We start from the raw sequence: 16,636 nt of genomic DNA, 5'->3' as shown, positions 1-16,636 counted from the left end.
AGCCGGCTTTCCAGCCGCCCCAGCTGGCAACCAATGCAGACCCGGCCGTGGCGCCGGGTTTTTTATCGCCCGAGCGCAGCGATCAGCCGGATCGCAGGCGACGGAAGGACACCATGTCCACCGACACGGCCGCGGCAATCGTCAAATACCGCGCTCGCCCCGATCCACCGCGCGCGCCAGGAACCAGCCAGAAACAAAAAAGCCCGTCCGAAGACGAGCTTTTTAGTGCAGGGCCACCGGAGTGGCCGCGGCAACTGCAACTATCAGGCAGCCATGGCCTTGATGGCAGCCGACAGGCGCGACTTGTGACGTGCAGCCTTGTTCTTGTGCACGATCTTCTTGTCGGCAATGCTGTCGATCACGGTTTGCGACTGCTTGAAGATTTCAGCGGCAGCGGCCTTGTCACCGGCGTCGATGGCCTTGCGGACAGCCTTGACGGCGGTGCGCAGGCGCGAGCGCAGGCTGGAGTTGTGGGCGTTCGCGGCGACGGCTTGGCGCGCGCGCTTGCGAGCTTGTGCGGAATTTGCCATGTATCTCTTCCTGAATTCAGAGTGCGCGCCCGGGGCGACGCAAATAATTTGGGACGCAACAATTAAGTCACATCTTGCGACCCGGGATGTTTCGACAAACGAATCCTGGACGCGACTGTCCTTGCGAATCGGCGATTATACACACATGCCGACGCCGCAGGCAAGGCCGATTCGTATACCCCGCACCACGGTCGTCGGACGCCAGCCGATCCGTATAATACGCGCCACATCTTGCGACGCGTGGCCGCACCGGGCGTGGCGCAGCGGCAACTTTATGATCCGGCGGGCGTCTGAATGGCGTTCGTCAACCGTGCAGGCCACTCCGGCTTCCGACGCTTCCCCCGATTTCTCATCTTGAACCTGCTCAAAGCGCTTGCCACCATCAGCAGTCTGACGATGCTTTCACGCATCACCGGGCTGATGCGTGAAATCCTGATCGCCCGCGCGTTCGGCGCGTCGGACATGACAGACGCCTTCAATGTGGCGTTCCGCATTCCCAACCTGCTGCGCCGCGTGTTCGGCGAAGGCGCGTTTTCTCAGGCGTTCGTACCGATTCTCAACGAATACCACGGCAAGCGCGGCGAAGCGGAAACCCACCAGTTGATCGATGCAGTGGCCACGATCATGGCGTGGGTGCTCGCGGCGGTCTCGCTGCTGGGCGTGATCGGGGCGCCGATCGTGATGACCGTCGTGGCCACCGGCTTTCGCGGCGACGCCGAAACCTACAACGCCGCGGTGTTCATGACGCGCGTGATGTTCCCGTATATCGGCTTGATCTCGATGGTCGCGCTGGCCTCGGGCATCCTGAACACTTGGCGCAATTTCGCGGTGCCCGCATTTACGCCGGTGCTGCTGAACGTTTGCCTGATCGTCGCGGCGCTGTTCGTCGGCCCGCATATGAGCCAGCCGATCTACGCCCAGGCCTGGGGCGTGCTCGCCGGCGGCGTGCTGCAACTGGCGATCCAGGTCCCCGCCATGCGCAGGCTTGGCGTGCTGCCGCGCATTTCGTTCAACCTGCGCCAAGCGTGGGCGAATCCCGGCGTGCGGCGCGTGATCCGCCAGATGGCGCCGGCGCTGCTGGCTGTGTCGGTCGCGCAGATCAGCCTCATCATCAATACCAATATCGCGTCGCGCCTGGCGGCCGGCAGCGTGTCGTACCTGACCTACGCGGATCGCCTGATGGAATTCCCCACCGCGCTGCTGGGCGTGGCGCTGGGCACCATCCTGTTGCCAAGCCTGTCGCGCGCCAGCGCCAACGACGATCGAGAGGAATACTCGGGACTGCTCGACTGGGGCCTGCGGCTGACGTTCCTGCTGGCCGTGCCCTGCGCCGTGGGGCTGTTCGTATTCGGCACGCCGCTGACCTCGGTGCTGTTCAATTACGGCAAGTTCGATGCACACGCCGTCGAGATGACCCGCCAGGCGCTGGTTTCCTACGGTGTCGGGCTGCTCGGGCTCATCCTCATCAAGATCCTGACGCCGGGTTTCTACGCGCGCCAGGATATCCGTACGCCGGTCAAGATCGCGCTGCTCGTGCTGGCCATCACGCAGGCGTCGAACTTCGTCTTCGTGCCGATGCTGGGTCATGCCGGCCTAGCGCTGTCGATCAGCTTCGGCGCAACGGTTAATGCGCTGCTGCTGTTCTTCGGCCTGCGCCGCCGCGGCTTCTATCAGCCGGCGCCGGGCTGGACGCTGTTCCTGCTCCGGCTGGTGGCGGCAGTGCTGATTCTGTCCGGCATGCTGCTCTGGCTGGCGCGCAATTTCGACTGGGTCGCCATGGGCGCCACGCCGGGCCTGCGGATCGCCTTGATGGCGGCATGCCTGGTACTTGCGGCGGCGGTCTACTTCGGTACACTGTGGCTCATGGGCCTGCGCTATGCGGCCTTCCGGCGCCGCGCCGGCTAGTCAGGAACATCGCCCCCATGACCTCCACGAAAGTCCTGGATTACTTTGCCAGCCTCGTGGCCGACGACGAAGCCATTCCGCTGACGGAAACCGCGCTCGCAATCGCCCAGGACGCCTTTCCCGATCTCGACTTGCAAGCGGAACTGGCCGCCATGGATGTGCTGGCCGTCCGCCTCAAGCGGCGCATCGCCGAAGGCACGCCGGCCATCCAGCGCCTGCGCCTGCTCAACCATTTCTTCTACCGCGACCTTGGCTTCGGACCCAACGCCAACGACTATTACGATCCGGACAATTCGTATTTGAACGTGGTGCTCAAGCAGCGCCGCGGCATTCCGATCTCGCTCGCTGTGCTGTATATGGAACTGGGCCAGCAGATCGGCCTGCCCCTCAAGGGCGTATCGTTCCCGAGCCATTTTCTGGTGCGCATGACGATCCCGGCCGGTGAGGTCGTGCTCGATCCGCTGACCGGAGAAACCTTGTCGCGGGAGCAGTTGCAGGAGATCCTCGACCCCTACCTGGAACGGGAGGGCGTGACCGATTCCAACGAGGTGCCGCTGGGCCTGTTCCTGCATGTGGCCAGCCATCGCGAAATCATTGCGCGCATGTTGCGCAACCTGAAGGCGATCTACCTGCAGGAATCGCGCTGGCAGCGGCTGCTCGCGGTGCAGAACCGGCTCGTGATCCTGCTGCCCGATTCCATCGAGGAAGTGCGTGATCGTGGGCTGGCCTACGCCAATCTGGAATGTTTCCGCCCCGCGCTGGAAGACCTGGAGGCCTACGTCCAGGCGCGTCCCGATGCCGCGGACACTACGCAGATCCGCGACCGGATGCCAGCCCTGCGGATGATGAGCCGCAGTCCCGGCTGAAGCCGCCGACGTTCATCGGAACGTCGGCCTTCTCACCGCCTTTCTCAGGCGCTTTCACCGCATTCACGCGCCTTCGCGCGCGACCGCAAATGGGCCGCTCAGCGGTCCGCCGGCGCGCGCGGCGTGCGGCTTTTGCCGCGCACCAGTTTCCACAGCCCGCCCAGCACCAGCGGCACCACGGCCGCGCCGATCCCGGCTAGCACGATCAGGTTCAGGTACTGCTTGATGAACGGCAGGTTGCCGAAGAAATAGCCCGCGAACACCAGTCCGAACACCCACGCAGCGGCGCCGATCACGTTGAACATCTGGAAGCGCGCAAACGTCATCTGCGAGACGCCCGCCACAAAGGGCGCAAACGTCCGCACGATCGGGACAAAACGCGCCATCACCAGCGTCTTGCCGCCGTGACGCTCATAGAAGTCATGGGTTTTGCGCAGTGCGTTCTGATCCAGAAAACGCCAATGCTGTTCAAACACCTTGGGGCCCACCCAACTTCCGACGAAGTAATTCACCGTGTTGCCGGTCACCGCGGCCGCGAACAGCAGGCCACACAGCACCCATTCGTTCATCGCGCCTGTCGCGCACATGGCGCCCGCAATGAACAACAGCGAATCGCCGGGCAGGAATGGCACCACTACCAGGCCGGTTTCGGCGAAAACGATCGCAAACAGGATGCCGTAGACCCAGACGCCGTAGTCCAGGACGAACTGACCCAGGAATTTGTCGACATGCAGAACCATGTCGATAAGCTGCAAAGCGGTATCCAAGATTGTCCCCACGTGATGAAGGTCCACATCATACAAGAGCCATTCGTGGAAACTCGTTACGTTCCTGCAATCCTTGTGACGGAAACGTGTCTGGCCGCACGTATAATCGCCGCATGCCTGCCGACGCCAAACCTGCCAGCCTCCGCACCGCCCAGCCCGGGCGCCCAATCCGCCCTCTGCCCGACCAACTGATCAGCCAGATTGCCGCTGGCGAAGTGGTGGAACGGCCGGCGTCGGTCGTGAAGGAACTGCTCGAAAATGCGCTCGATGCGGGGACCACGCAACTCGGCGTGCGTCTTGAAGAAGGTGGCGTGCGACGTATTGTCGTCACCGATAACGGCTGCGGCATCCCCGCCGACGAGCTGCCCGTCGCACTGATGCGCCACGCCACTAGCAAGATCGCGTCGCTGGACGAACTCGAGTCGGTGCTGACGCTCGGATTTCGCGGCGAGGCGTTGGCGTCGATTGCATCGGTGTCGCACCTCGTCCTGACCAGCCGCACCGCCGATGCGCCTCACGCGACGCAGATCAGCGCGGATACCGGACACCTGCAGCCGGCGTCGGGCGGCGTGGGCACGATGATCGACGTGCAGCACCTGTACTTCAACACGCCGGCCCGCCGAAAATTCCTGAAGTCCGAGCAGACCGAACTGGGCCACTGCCTCGAAATGATCCGCCGCGTGGCGCTGGCGCGGCCCGACGTGACGATCTCCGTTCACCATAACGGCAAGCCGCTGGAACACTGGAATGCCGGCGATGTGTCGGCGCGCACGGCGCAAGTGCTGGGCAGCGACTTCGCGCGCGCGCGACTGGCGCTGGACGAGCAGGCCGACGCGCTGCACCTGTACGGCTTTGCCGGACTGCCCACCGCGTCGCGCGGTCGTCCGGACCAGCAGTATTTCTTCGTCAATGGCCGCTTCGTGCGCGACAAACTGCTCACCCATGCGGTGCGCAGCGCCTACCAGGACGTGCTGCACGGCGATCGTTTCCCATCCTACGTGCTGTGCCTGGACCTGCCGCCCGAGCTGGTCGATGTGAACGTCCATCCGTCGAAGATCGAAGTGCGCTTCCGCGAGTCGCGCGCCGTGCATCAGTTCGTCTACCACGCGGTGCAGCGATGCCTGGCGCGGCAGGCCGGCGAGCAAGGCGACAGCCTGCATTCAGATACCGGCGACGGCGCGGGCATCGCGCCGCGGCCTGGAGCCAGTGCGTCGTCCGGCGTCGCCAATGCCGCGCCGCAATGGATCAACTATTCCGCCGGACGCCAGTCCGAACTTGGCATCGCCCAGCCGCGCCAGGCTTACCTTGGCATGGTGCGCGACGCCACGGGCGGCCCGTCGTCGAATGCGCCACGCACCTGGCAGCCATCGTCGCAACCGCCGGCGTGGCTGGCCGACGCGGCGGCCGCGCGTGCCGACGAACCGCCCAGCCTGCTCGACCGCTTGCCGGCGCGCGTCTCCGCGCTGCCCGACGCAAGCGAAGAGGCGAGCGATGACGACCATCCGCTTGGCTACGCGATCGCCCAGTTGCACGGCATCTACGTGCTGGCGCAAAACGCGCGCGGACTCGTACTGGTCGACATGCACGCCGCGCACGAGCGCATTCTGTACGAGCAGATCAAGGCCGGTCTGGACGCGCGCGAACTCGCCGTGCAGCCGCTGCTGATTCCGGTCACACTGCCGGCCAGCCCGGTGGAAGTCGGTGCGGCCGAGGAACATCAGGAAACGCTGCAGTTGCTGGGTTTCGACATCGCCCCGGTGTCCCCAACCACGCTCGCGGTACGCGCCATTCCGGCGCTGCTCAAGCAGGCCGATGCCGAAGCGCTGGCGCGCGACGTGCTGCGCGACCTGCAGTCTTTTGGCGGCTCGCGCGTGCTGGCCGAGCGCCAGAACGAACTGCTCGCCACGCTGGCCTGTCACAGCGCGGTGCGCGCCAATCGCAAGCTCACGCTCGAAGAAATGAATGCGCTGCTGCGCCAGATGGAACAGACCGAACGCGCCGACCAATGCAACCATGGACGCCCGACTTGGGTCCAGCTGACGGTGACCGAACTCGATCGCCTGTTCCTGCGCGGCCAATAAGCGCGCTGCGCACTGCTCCGACGATGTCGCCGCAAACCCCCGCCTTCCCGCCCGTCGTCTGCCTGCTCGGCCCCACGGCCTCCGGCAAGACCGCTGCCGCGCTGGAGCTGGCCGCGCGCAAACCGGTGGAGATCATCAGCCTGGACTCCGCGCTGGTCTATCGCGACATGGATATCGGCACGGCCAAGCCGACGCGCGCCGAACTGGCCAGCGTGCCGCATCACCTGATCGACATCATCGATCCGGCCGAGAGTTACTCCGCCGCGCAGTTCGTGGCCGATGCCGAGCGACTGATCGACGAGATCCGCGCGCGGCAATGCACGCCGCTGATCGTCGGCGGCACAATGCTCTATTACAAGGCGCTGACGCAGGGCCTGAACGATTTGCCGCAAGCCAATGCGTCGGTGCGGGCCGAACTCGATGCGCTGGCCGCCGAGCGCGGCTGGCCGACCCTGCACGCGATGCTGGCCGAAGTCGATCCCGTCACGGCCGCGCGCCTGGCGCCCAACGACGCCCAGCGCATTCAGCGCGCGCTGGAAATCCATCGCCTCAGCGGGCAGCCGATGTCGACGCTGCTGGCCCGGCAGGCGGATTCGCGCACGTTTACGGGCGCCGCCGACGCGCGCTTTCGCGTGATCGCGCTGGAGCCCTCCGATCGCGCCGTGCTGCATGCCCGCATTGCCGAACGTTTCGACGCGATGCTCAACGGCGGCCTGATCGAGGAAGTCCAGGCACTGCGCGCGCGCGGCGACCTGCACCTTGGGCTGCCGTCGATGCGCTGTGTTGGCTACCGCCAGGTCTGGGAATTCCTTGACGGCGCCTGCAACGTCGTCGACATGCGCGAGCGCGGCGTGGCGGCCACGCGCCAGCTCTGCAAGCGCCAGCTGACATGGCTGCGCAGCACGCCGGAACGCATCGCCGTCGATTGCCTGGCGCCCGACTACGTGGCGCAGGTGGCCCGCGCCGCGGGCTGGTGATCGCACGACATGTGAACGATAATCGTCGCTCACATTTTCCGATGCACACCGCGATGACTGCCTTCTCGATCCGCCCCGCCACGCCCGACGACAGCGCCACGCTGTTTCGCCTGATCTCGGATCTGGCCGAATACGAAAAACTCACGCACCTGGTGGAAGCCACGCCGCAGAAGATCCGCGACGCGCTGTTTGGCGCCACGCCGCATGCCGAGGCCGTGATCGTGGAAGTCGAACAGGATGGCGCCAGGCATGCCGTCGGCTTCGCGCTGTTCTTCCACAATTTTTCGACGTTCCTGGCCAAACCGGGCCTGTATCTCGAAGACCTGTTCGTCGAGCCGGCCTGGCGCGGTCACGGCCTGGGCAAGGCGCTGCTGCAGCATCTGGCTGCGATTGCAGTGGAACGCGGCTGCGGCCGCTTCGAGTGGTCGGTGCTCGACTGGAACCAGCCGTCGATCGACTTCTATCGCGCGATGGGCGCCGACGTCATGCCGGACTGGCGGATCTGCCGCGTGACCGGCGACGCGCTGAGCCGGCTCGGCAGCCAGCCGTAACGGCGCAAATCCGCCGCTCGCAAAAACAAAAAGCCCGATCTCGACGATCGGGCTTTTGCTTGCGGCAGTTAGGCGATGGCGCTCAAATCACCACGGTCTGCGCCTGGCCTTCCTGACGTTGCTGGATCTCACCGATTTGCCACACGGCTTCACCGGCGGCCTGCAGGTGACGGATCGCGCGTTCGGCGTCTTCCTTCGCCACGATCACGACCATGCCGATGCCGCAGTTGAATACGCGATGCATTTCGGCGTCGGCCACGCGGCCCTGCGACTGGAGCCACTGGAACAGCGGCGGCAGCGTCCAGGCGTCCTTCTGGATCACGGCCGTGAGGGTGTCGCCCAGCACGCGCGGCACGTTCTCGGTCAGGCCGCCGCCGGTAATGTGCGCCATGCCCTTGACCGGAAGCGTTTCGATCAGCGACAGCAGCGGCTTCACGTAGATGCGGGTCGGCGCCATGATGGCGTCCTGCAGGCGCTGGCCGTGGAAATCGGCGTTCAGGTCCGGCTTGGCCACGTCGATGATCTTGCGCACCAGCGAGTAACCATTGGAGTGCGCGCCCGACGAGGCCAAGCCCAGCACCACGTCGCCCGGCTGGATCGTAGTGCCGTCGATGATCTTCTTCTTTTCCACCGCGCCGACCGCAAAGCCGGCCAGATCGTATTCGCCATCGGGGTACATGCTCGGCATTTCGGCGGTTTCGCCGCCGATCAGCGCGCAGCCGGCCAACTCGCAACCATGGGCGATGCCCTGGATCACGGTGGCGGCGGTGTCCACGTCGAGCTTGCCGCAGGCGAAGTAGTCGAGGAAGAACAGCGGCTCGGCACCCTGCACCAGAATGTCGTTCACGCTCATGGCGACCAGATCCTGGCCCACGGTGTCGTGGCGGTTCAGCTGGAAGGCCAGCTTCAGCTTGGTGCCCACGCCGTCGGTGCCAGAGACCAGCACCGGCTCCTGGAACTTCTTGGAAAGTTCGAACAAGGCGCCGAACCCGCCGATGCCGGCCATCACGCCTTCGCGCATGGTGCGCTTGGCAAACGGCTTGATGCGGTCGACCAGTGCGTCGCCGGCATCGATGTCAACACCGGCATCGCGGTAGGAAAGGCCTGCCTGGCCGGCGGTCGGGGATGCGCTCATGAGAACCTGCTTGTCTTTGAGGAGGTGAAGTGTGGAAATCGGCGCATTTGAACAACGCTTCCCGGGGCGGTGAGGCCAATCGGGCGCGGAGAGCGGACGCGACTCCAGTAAAATCGCGATTTTAACGGATACAGGCTCCCGGCGACCAGTGATCGGCGGACGAATCCATCTGCCCCACTGCCAACCCGTGACCCGCCGGCCCCTCCGATGACCGCTCCGCTGCTTTCGCAAGACTCCAAATGCATCCTGTTATGGATAGCCGTGGCCATCGCGCTGATCGCCCTGATCCTGGCGCTGGCCGTGGTGGCGGCGCTGTTGCAGTTTGGTAACTGGTACGGGCTTGGCGCGGTGGCGGTGGTATATGGCATCGGCCAATTTGTGGAAAGCTTCTACCTGACGCCGCGCCTGGTGGGCGAGCGTATTGGCCTGCATCCGCTGGTTGTGATCTTTGCGCTGCTCGCGTTCGGGCAGCTGTTCGGCTTTTTCGGCGTGCTGCTGGCATTGCCGACTTGTGCGGTGCTGCTGGTCGGCGCGCGTCAGCTGCGACGCGTTTACCTGGCCAGCGACTTGTATCGTCACCAGATCGGGTGCGTCTTCAGCAGGCACGTTTCGCGCAAGTAACGGATTCGTCATGTCATCGCGTCAAAGTCAGAAGCAGCTGTCGCTCGAACTGGGCAGCCCGCCGCCATCCACGTTCGAGAACTTCTTCGTGGCCGCCAACCGCGAGCCCGTGCAGCGGCTGCGCGAACTGCCCGTGGCGCTGGCGCGCGAGCAGGCCAACGACCGGTTGATCTACCTGTGGGGCGAAGTCGGCTCGGGGCGCACGCACCTGTTGCACGCGGTGTGCGACGCTGCGCTGCACCTGGGACTGAACTGCCGCTATCTGAGCCCGCACCATGCGCTGTCCGATTTCATCTTCGACCCGTCGTGCCAGGTCTATACCGTCGACGATGTCGAACTGCTGGACGAAGCGCGTCAGATCGCGGTGTTCTCGCTGTATAACGAGGTGCGCGCGCACGTGCGATGCGCCATCGTGGTGGCCGGCGGGCTCGCTCCGCGCGCCATGCCGGTGCGTGAAGACCTGCGCACCCGGCTCGGCTGGGGCCTGGTCTACCAGCTTGAATCGTTATCCGACGAAGACAAGATGGCGGCACTGCTGCAGGCCGCCCGCGAACGCGGCCTGCAGCTGTCGCCCGAAATTCCACACTGGCTGGTGACGCGCCACTACCGCGACATGCCGAGCCTAATGGCCTTGCTCGATGCACTGGACATGTACTCGCTCGAGCGCAAACGGGCCGTGACGCTGCCGCTGCTGCGCGAAATGTTTGCCGAATTCCGCGAGTAGCGCGGCACCGCAACCGGGAGCTGGCATGCATGCCGCTCCGCTCACGCCGGGCGCCCACGACCGCCCCCGGCACCTTAATGTAAAATCGCGCCCCATGAATCTGGCACTGTTTGACCTCGACCACACCCTGATCCCGACCGATAGCGACCACGAATGGGGCCGCTTCCTGGTCCGCCTTGGCGTCGTCGACGAGGAATCGTACCGTCGCAAAAACGACGAGTTCTATACCCAATACAAGGCCGGCACGCTCGATATCCAGGCGTTCCTGCGCTTCGCGCTGGCCCCGCTGGCGGCCAATCCGCGCGACCGGCTGGACCAATGGCGCGTGCGCTTCATGCATGAAGTGATCGAACCCGTAATCACGCCACAGGCCCGCGCGCTGGTGTACAAGCACCTCGAAGCAGGCGACCTGTGCGCCGTGGTGACCGCCACCAACAGCTTCGTGACGTCGCCGATCGCCCAGGCCTTCGGCATCAAGCATCTGATCGCCACCGAGCCGGAAACCATCGACGGCAAGCCCGAAAGCGCGTTCACCGGCGAAGTGGCCGGCGTGCCGAGCTTCCGCGAAGGCAAGATCACGCGCGTGGACAGCTGGCTCAAGAGCATGGGTGCGAAGTGGGACGACTTCGGCAGCACCACGTTCTACAGCGACTCGGCCAACGACCTGCCGCTGCTGGAAAAGGTCAGCGAGCCAATCGCCGCCAATCCCGACGACCGCCTGCGCAACCATGCGGCCGCGGCCGGCTGGCGCATCATGGACCTGTTCTGACGTGATCAAGAAGCTCATCAATCGGCTGCTGGGCAAGCCCGGGCCCAAGCAACGCCGCGCCGGCCGCGCCCACATGCCGCGCATCGTCGCCGTGGACGAACACCGGATCGACCCGAGCCTGATTTCCCGCAACGCGGTCAAGGTCACTTCCACGCTGCAACAGGCCGGCTATCAGGCGTTCATCGTCGGCGGCGCGGTGCGCGACCTGCTGCTTGGCATCAAGCCCAAGGATTTCGACGTGGCCACCAACGCCACGCCAGAACAGGTGCAGGCGTTGTTCCGCCGCTCGCGCATCATCGGCCGTCGCTTTCAGATCGTGCACGTCACGTTCTACGGTGGCCGCGAGCAGGAAATCATCGAAGTCTCGACGTTCCGTGCGCTGGTGGACGCCATCGCCAGCGAAACGCTGCCCGAAGGCCGTCGCCTGAAACGCGCCGAACTCGACAGCAAGACCCATGCGATCGACGCCAGCGGCCGCGTGCTGCGCGACAACGTCTGGGGATCGCAAGCCGAGGACGCAGAGCGCCGCGATTTCACGATCAACGCGATGTACTACGATCCGGCCGCGCAAACCGTGCATGACTACCATCACGGCATGGAGGACATCCGGGCTCGCACGCTGCGCATGATCGGCGATCCGGTCACGCGCTATCGCGAAGATCCGGTGCGCATGCTGCGCGTGGTGCGCTTTGCCGCCAAAACCGGCTTCGGCATCGACGAGCAGACCCGCGAACCGATTCACGAACTGGCGCCGCTGATCCATAACGTGCCGAGCGCGCGGCTGTTCGACGAAATGCTCAAGCTGCTGATGTCGGGCCACGCCTGGGCGTCGCTGCAGGAACTGCGCAAGGCCGGGCTGCACAAGGGCCTGCTGCCGCTGCTCGACGTGGCCATCGAACAGCCCATGGGCCAGCGCTTCGTGCAACTGGCGCTGGACAACACCGACCGCCGCGTGCAGGCCGGCAAGCCGGTGTCGCCGGGCTTCCTGTTCGCCTCGCTGCTGTGGCACCACGTGCTGCAGCACTGGACGAAGCTGCGCGAGGCCGGCGAGCACCCGATTGCCGCGCTGAACACGGCGATGGACATCGTGCTGGAAAGACAGACCGGCCAGCTGGCAATCCAGCGCCGCTTCGTCACCGATATGCGCGACATCTGGGGCATGCAGCCGCGTTTCGAAAAGCGTGTCGGCCGCATGCCGTTCCGGCTGCTGGAATCGCCGCGCTTCCGCGCCGGCTACGATTTCCTGCAACTGCGCTGCGAAGCCGGCGAGCAGCCGGCCGAACTGGGCCAGTGGTGGACCGACTTCCAGAACTGTCCGCCGGACCAGCGCGAAGCGCTGATCGAAGCGGCCCGCGGGCCGCGCGGCAAGGGTGGTGGCAAGAGCGGCAGCAAGGCGGCGGGCGACCCCGACAGCGGCAGCCAGGAAGATGCCGAGACCCACGAAGGGGATGCGCCGGCACGCAAGCGCCGTCGCCGACGCGGTCCGCGGAAATCGGATACAGTGTCTTCCCGCAGCGAGGCGGGTTCGGCGGAATCAGCGGCAGAGGGTCAGCCGCAGCCAGGACCGCGCCGCGCCAAGCCGGAGGAATAACATGACGCTAGCCTTCATCGGCATCGGCGCCAATCTGGGTGATGGGCGCCAAGCCTTGAAAGACGCGATCGTATGCCTGGCACAGCATGCCGGCATCACGGTGCTCGCCAAATCTTCGTTCTATCGCACGGCGCCAGTGGACGCCACGGGCGACGACTACTTCAATGCGGTGGTCAAGCTGCAGACGACGTTTTCGGCGCCGCAACTGCTACGCATCTGCCATCACATCGAAGACCAGTTCGGACGCGAGCGGCCGTTTCGCAACGCGCCGCGCACGCTGGACCTGGACCTGCTGCTGTATGGCGACGCGTCGATCAACACCGAGATTCTGACCGTGCCGCATCCGCGCATGACCGAGCGCGCGTTCGTGCTGGTGCCACTGCTGGAGCTTTCCCCGGCTATCGAGATTCCCGGCGCAGGCCGCGCCGCCGATTATCTCGCCGGCGTGCAGAATCAGCGTATCGAGAAGATTTCCTCATGCAAATGCACACGCCTGCAGGAAGGCGGCACGCCGGCGTGAGCACGCGGCCCATCTGAGCCATGCTCGATCACCTGCGCCGCATCGTCGTGGAAGGCCCGATCGGGTCCGGCAAGGCGGCGCTGGCCCAACGCCTGGCGCAGCATCTGCGCGCTGGCGAACTCCCCGACGGCGCCCGCCACAATCCATTTCTCGAACGTTTCTATCGCGATCCGCAACGCTATGCGTTGCCGATGCAGCTGGCCTGCCTGCACCAGCGCGCCACGCAGCTGCAGCAATGGCACGCGGCGATGCTGGCCGGCCAGCGCATGATCGCCAATTTCCTGCATGCCCGCGACCGACTCTATGCGTCGCTGACGCTCGAGGCCGACGAGCTGGCGCTCTACGACGCGCTGGCCGCGCACCTGCAGGCGCCGCAGCAGCGCGTCGATCTGGTGATCATGCTGCAAGCCACGCCGTCGCTGTTGCGCGAGCGCATTGCGCGGCGAGCACTGCCTGGCGAAACCAGCATCGACGAACAGTATCTGCAAAGGCTGACTGACGCCTACGGCGAACTGTTTCATCGCTACGACGAAGCCCCGGTGCTGATCGTCGATACCGCGCATTTCAATCCGGTGGACAACGACGGCGATTTCCGTACACTACTGTCGCGCATCGAGAACATGCGAGGCCGCAAGGCATTCCTGAATCTCGCCGCATCCTGAACTGCCCCGAAGACACGCCGAAGGTCTCACGGCAGCACAACACACGATAACGACAACGGCCGGCCGCCGAAGCTTTTTCGTGCGAGCCACGGTCGCTACTCCTACGGGCACTGCCATGAGCTACCTTCTCGATCCCTCCCGCAAGACCGTCACCATCCCGAAGCTGCAAGCCATGCGCGACGCCGGCGAAAAGATCGCCATGCTGACCGCGTACGATTCCAGCTTTGCCGCGCTGCTCGACTATTGCGGCGTCGAAATGATCCTGGTTGGCGATTCGCTCGGCAACGTGATGCAGGGCCAGCAAACCACGCTGCCCGTGACGCTGGAACACATGGCGTATCACACCGAATGCGTGGCGCGCGGCAACCAGACCGCGTTGCTGGTGACGGACCTGCCGTTCGGCACCTATCCGACGCCCGAGAAGGCGTTCGAAAGCGCGGCGACGGTCATGCGCGCCGGTGCGCAGATGGTCAAGCTCGAAGGCGGCGAATGGCTGGCGCCGATCGTGAAATTCCTGGTCGAGCGCAGCATCCCGGTGTGCGCGCATATTGGCCTGACGCCGCAATCGGTGCATGCATTTGGTGGATTCAAGGTACAGGGCAAGACCGAGGCCGGTGCGGCGCAGCTCAAGCGCGATGCGCATGCGCTGCAGCAGGCCGGCGCGCAGGTCGTGCTGATGGAAGCCGTGCCGGCCAAGGTGGCGGGCGAAGTCACCGCGCTGCTGACGGTGCCGACCATCGGCATTGGTGCTGGCGTGGACTGCTCGGGTCAGGTGCTGGTGCTGCAGGACATGCTGAACATCTACCCGGGCCGCAAGGCGAAGTTCGTGCGCAATTTCATGGACGGCCAGCCGTCGATCGAAGCGGCCGTGCGCGCCTATGTCGCGGCAGTCAAGGACGGCAGCTTCCCAGCCATCGAACACACCTTCGCAGCCTGACCGGGCCGCGCCGATCCGGGACCGATCCCCGGCGCGATATGCGGACCGCCTCTGCCGCAGCGGCAGGGGCGCGCGGCCTCAGCGATCGATGCGCAATTGCGCGCGCAACGTGCCGCGCAACGCATTCGCAATCACAATCGCCTGCGCTCGCAACAACATTTCGCGCGTGATCGTCGCCTCGACAACGGGACCGTCGACCAGCGCATCGCCCTCCTCGATCACCACGGCGCGCATCACGCCCGGCAGGATGTCGGCCGACAGCGGCGGCGTCAGCCACTGACCCTCTAGCTTGACGAACACCGAACTGCGCCCGCCTTCGAGCAATTCATCGCGCGTATTGAAGAACAGGCAATCGAACGCGCCATTGCGTTCAGCCGCCTGCCAGCCGTGATCGAACACCGCGCGCACGCTGATCTTGTGGCGGCGCAACGGATCGACCACGGCCAGCCGTATCGGCGCCAGTTCCAGCGCGACTGGCGCATCTTGCAACCGCACGAGCGCGCCCGAGGCAAACGCCAGCGCGCCGCGTTTGTCGACATTCATGCGCAGGCGCCAATCGCCGTCGCCCAGGCGCGCGGCTTCGGCCTGTAACGCGGCGCGCGCCGCGGGCAGGTCGAGCGCAAAACCAAAACTGCGGCACGATTGCGCGATGCGCCGCAGATGCCGTTCCCGGTGCAAGACTGCCCCGTCGCGCGCATGCATGGTCTCGAACAATGCGAAGCCCGGATCATGCCCGGTAAGAAACCGCGCCTTCCATCCGCACTCGGCGAATTCGTCGTCGGCGATGCTGTCGTAGACGATACCGCCGCCGACGCCCATTTCGCCACGCCGCAGGCCGTCGGCGCCCGGCGGGGCGAGCACCAGCGTGCGAATCGCCACGGACATGCCAAACGGGCCAAGCCGTGCGCCGTCGCGCGGTGCATCGAGCCAGCCGATCGATCCGGTGTAGAGGCCGCGCGCAGATGTTTCCAGCTCGGCGATGATCTGCATCGTGCGACGCTTGGGTGCGCCCGTGATCGACCCGCACGGATAGAGGGCCCGCATCACGTCTGCAAACGAGGTCTCGGGACGCGCCGTGGCCACCACCGTCGACGTCATCTGCAACACGCGCCCGAACGGCTCGACGACGAAGCGGTCGGGCACGGCCACGCTGCCGGGCGTCGCGATACGTCCAAGATCGTTGCGCAGCAGGTCGACGATCATCACGTTTTCGGCGCGATTCTTGGCGTCGGCCGCCAGCAGCTTGGCCGCCCGCGCATCGGCCTGCGGGTCGCCGCTACGCGGCGCGGTGCCTTTCATCGGGCGCGCCACCATGCGCCCGTGGCCGTCGTGTGCCACGAACAGTTCCGGCGACAGCGACAACACCCAGTGATCGCCCGGCAATTGCGCCAGCGCGCCGAACGGCACCGGTTGCGCCGCGCGCAATGCCGCATAGAACGTCACCGGATCGCCGAACGCATCGAAGCGCAGCCGCTGCGTGAAGTTGACCTGATAGGTGTCGCCAGCGGCAATGTAGTCGCGGATCCGAGCGATGGCATCGGTGTACTGCTGGCGCGACAGGTTTGCCGCGATATCGAGCACGCCGGCCGGCCCCGTCGACGCCTGCGCGTCTATCCACTGGCGCGCCTGCGCGGCATCGAGCATGGTCAGCGAGCGGAACCAGAACAGGCGCAGCGCGCCGTCATGGAAAGGCAGGCGCTCGTCGGCATGCATCGGCGCGCCCACCAGCGGGCCGCCAAATTCGTACGGTGCGAACAGCGTGACGTGCAGGCCGTCGCGCCAGCCGTCGGCCAGCAACGCGTCGAGCGCGGCCGGCTCGGTGCCGGCTGGCACCACGTCCTGGCGCACGAAATCGCTATACAGGCGCGATGCGGCAACGCCCGGCGCGTGCGCGTCGTCGAGCAGGACAAAAGGGGAATTGGTACGGGACGGCAGGACCACGATCGGCAGAGGCAGACTGGATACATCAAGCCCGCATTATCGCCGCGTCGCCCATAAAA

At 65.5% G+C, this 16,636-nt stretch carries 15 protein-coding genes and 1 pseudogene; 12 read left to right on the top strand and 4 right to left on the bottom strand.

Annotated elements, in window-relative coordinates:
- Positions 1–263: 263 nt before the first annotated feature.
- A complete protein-coding gene (rpsT, locus tag F7R19_RS05460) occupies positions 264–530 on the bottom strand; it encodes a 30S ribosomal protein S20 (RefSeq protein WP_061952912.1) in 267 nt (88 codons plus the stop codon).
- Between the two features lie 354 nt (positions 531–884).
- Here rpsT and murJ point away from each other — a divergent pair, with 354 nt between their 5' ends.
- Positions 885–2,435: a murein biosynthesis integral membrane protein MurJ gene (murJ, locus tag F7R19_RS05455; RefSeq protein ID WP_061952962.1), complete on the top strand. Its 1,551-nt coding sequence runs from the start codon at positions 885–887 to the stop codon at positions 2,433–2,435.
- A gap of 17 nt (positions 2,436–2,452) precedes the next feature.
- Positions 2,453–3,301 carry a SirB1 family protein gene (locus F7R19_RS05450; protein WP_150979589.1) on the top strand — a complete coding sequence of 283 codons (849 nt, stop codon included), beginning with the start codon at positions 2,453–2,455 and terminating at the stop codon, positions 3,299–3,301.
- Between the two features lie 98 nt (positions 3,302–3,399).
- On the opposite strand, the gene F7R19_RS05445 is transcribed toward F7R19_RS05450, so the two are convergent.
- On the bottom strand, positions 3,400–4,056 hold the full coding sequence (locus F7R19_RS05445) for a VTT domain-containing protein (RefSeq protein ID WP_200898970.1): 657 nt from the start codon (positions 4,054–4,056) through the stop codon (positions 3,400–3,402).
- Positions 4,057–4,181: 125 nt separating this feature from the next.
- On the opposite strand from F7R19_RS05445, the gene mutL reads away from it, so the two are divergent.
- From mutL to F7R19_RS05430, 3 genes are read left to right on the top strand one after another with little or no spacing between them, the layout of a single operon-like run.
- Positions 4,182–6,149: a DNA mismatch repair endonuclease MutL gene (gene mutL / locus F7R19_RS05440; protein ID WP_150979588.1), complete on the top strand. Its 1,968-nt coding sequence runs from the start codon at positions 4,182–4,184 to the stop codon at positions 6,147–6,149.
- A 23-nt stretch (positions 6,150–6,172) separates the two neighbouring features.
- Positions 6,173–7,126: a tRNA (adenosine(37)-N6)-dimethylallyltransferase MiaA gene (gene miaA, locus F7R19_RS05435; protein WP_150979587.1), complete on the top strand. Its 954-nt coding sequence runs from the start codon at positions 6,173–6,175 to the stop codon at positions 7,124–7,126.
- 53 nt (positions 7,127–7,179) lie between these two features.
- On the top strand, positions 7,180–7,677 hold the full coding sequence (locus F7R19_RS05430) for a GNAT family N-acetyltransferase (RefSeq protein ID WP_150979586.1): 498 nt from the start codon (positions 7,180–7,182) through the stop codon (positions 7,675–7,677).
- Positions 7,678–7,759: 82 nt separating this feature from the next.
- On the opposite strand, the gene purM is transcribed toward F7R19_RS05430, so the two are convergent.
- A complete protein-coding gene (gene purM, locus F7R19_RS05425) occupies positions 7,760–8,812 on the bottom strand; it encodes a phosphoribosylformylglycinamidine cyclo-ligase (RefSeq protein ID WP_150979585.1) in 1,053 nt (350 codons plus the stop codon).
- A gap of 255 nt (positions 8,813–9,067) precedes the next feature.
- On the opposite strand from purM, the pseudogene F7R19_RS05420 reads away from it, so the two are divergent.
- From F7R19_RS05420 to panB, 7 genes and pseudogenes are all read left to right on the top strand, one after another.
- A pseudogene (locus F7R19_RS05420) lies at positions 9,068–9,433 on the top strand (AI-2E family transporter); the annotation flags it as partial.
- 10 nt (positions 9,434–9,443) lie between these two features.
- Positions 9,444–10,157: a DnaA regulatory inactivator Hda gene (hda, locus tag F7R19_RS05415; protein ID WP_150979584.1), complete on the top strand. Its 714-nt coding sequence runs from the start codon at positions 9,444–9,446 to the stop codon at positions 10,155–10,157.
- Positions 10,158–10,251: 94 nt separating this feature from the next.
- Positions 10,252–10,926, top strand: coding sequence for a histidinol-phosphatase (locus tag F7R19_RS05410; protein WP_061952928.1), 675 nt, complete (start codon positions 10,252–10,254; stop codon positions 10,924–10,926).
- Position 10,927: 1 nt separating this feature from the next.
- On the top strand, positions 10,928–12,517 hold the full coding sequence (gene pcnB / locus F7R19_RS05405) for a polynucleotide adenylyltransferase PcnB (protein WP_150979583.1): 1,590 nt from the start codon (positions 10,928–10,930) through the stop codon (positions 12,515–12,517).
- Between the two features lies 1 nt (position 12,518).
- Positions 12,519–13,037, top strand: a complete 519-nt coding sequence (folK, locus tag F7R19_RS05400; RefSeq protein WP_061952932.1) for a 2-amino-4-hydroxy-6-hydroxymethyldihydropteridine diphosphokinase — start codon at positions 12,519–12,521, stop codon at positions 13,035–13,037.
- 20 nt (positions 13,038–13,057) lie between these two features.
- A complete protein-coding gene (locus F7R19_RS05395; RefSeq protein WP_061952934.1) occupies positions 13,058–13,699 on the top strand; it encodes a deoxynucleoside kinase in 642 nt (213 codons plus the stop codon).
- Positions 13,700–13,814: 115 nt separating this feature from the next.
- Positions 13,815–14,636 carry a 3-methyl-2-oxobutanoate hydroxymethyltransferase gene (gene panB, locus F7R19_RS05390; protein WP_061952936.1) on the top strand — a complete coding sequence of 274 codons (822 nt, stop codon included), beginning with the start codon at positions 13,815–13,817 and terminating at the stop codon, positions 14,634–14,636.
- Between the two features lie 78 nt (positions 14,637–14,714).
- On the opposite strand, the gene pabB is transcribed toward panB, so the two are convergent.
- Entirely contained in the window at positions 14,715–16,577 is a 1,863-nt protein-coding gene (gene pabB / locus F7R19_RS05385) for an aminodeoxychorismate synthase component I (RefSeq protein WP_407648837.1), read from the bottom strand.
- Positions 16,578–16,636: the final 59 nt, after the last annotated feature.

It is taken from the genome of Cupriavidus pauculus, assembly GCF_008801835.1.
In the GTDB taxonomy this organism is placed as follows: Bacteria; Pseudomonadota; Gammaproteobacteria; order Burkholderiales; family Burkholderiaceae; genus Cupriavidus; species Cupriavidus pauculus.
Note: the sequence above shows the minus strand (reverse complement) of the source record. Positions and strands in the feature narration are given on the sequence as shown.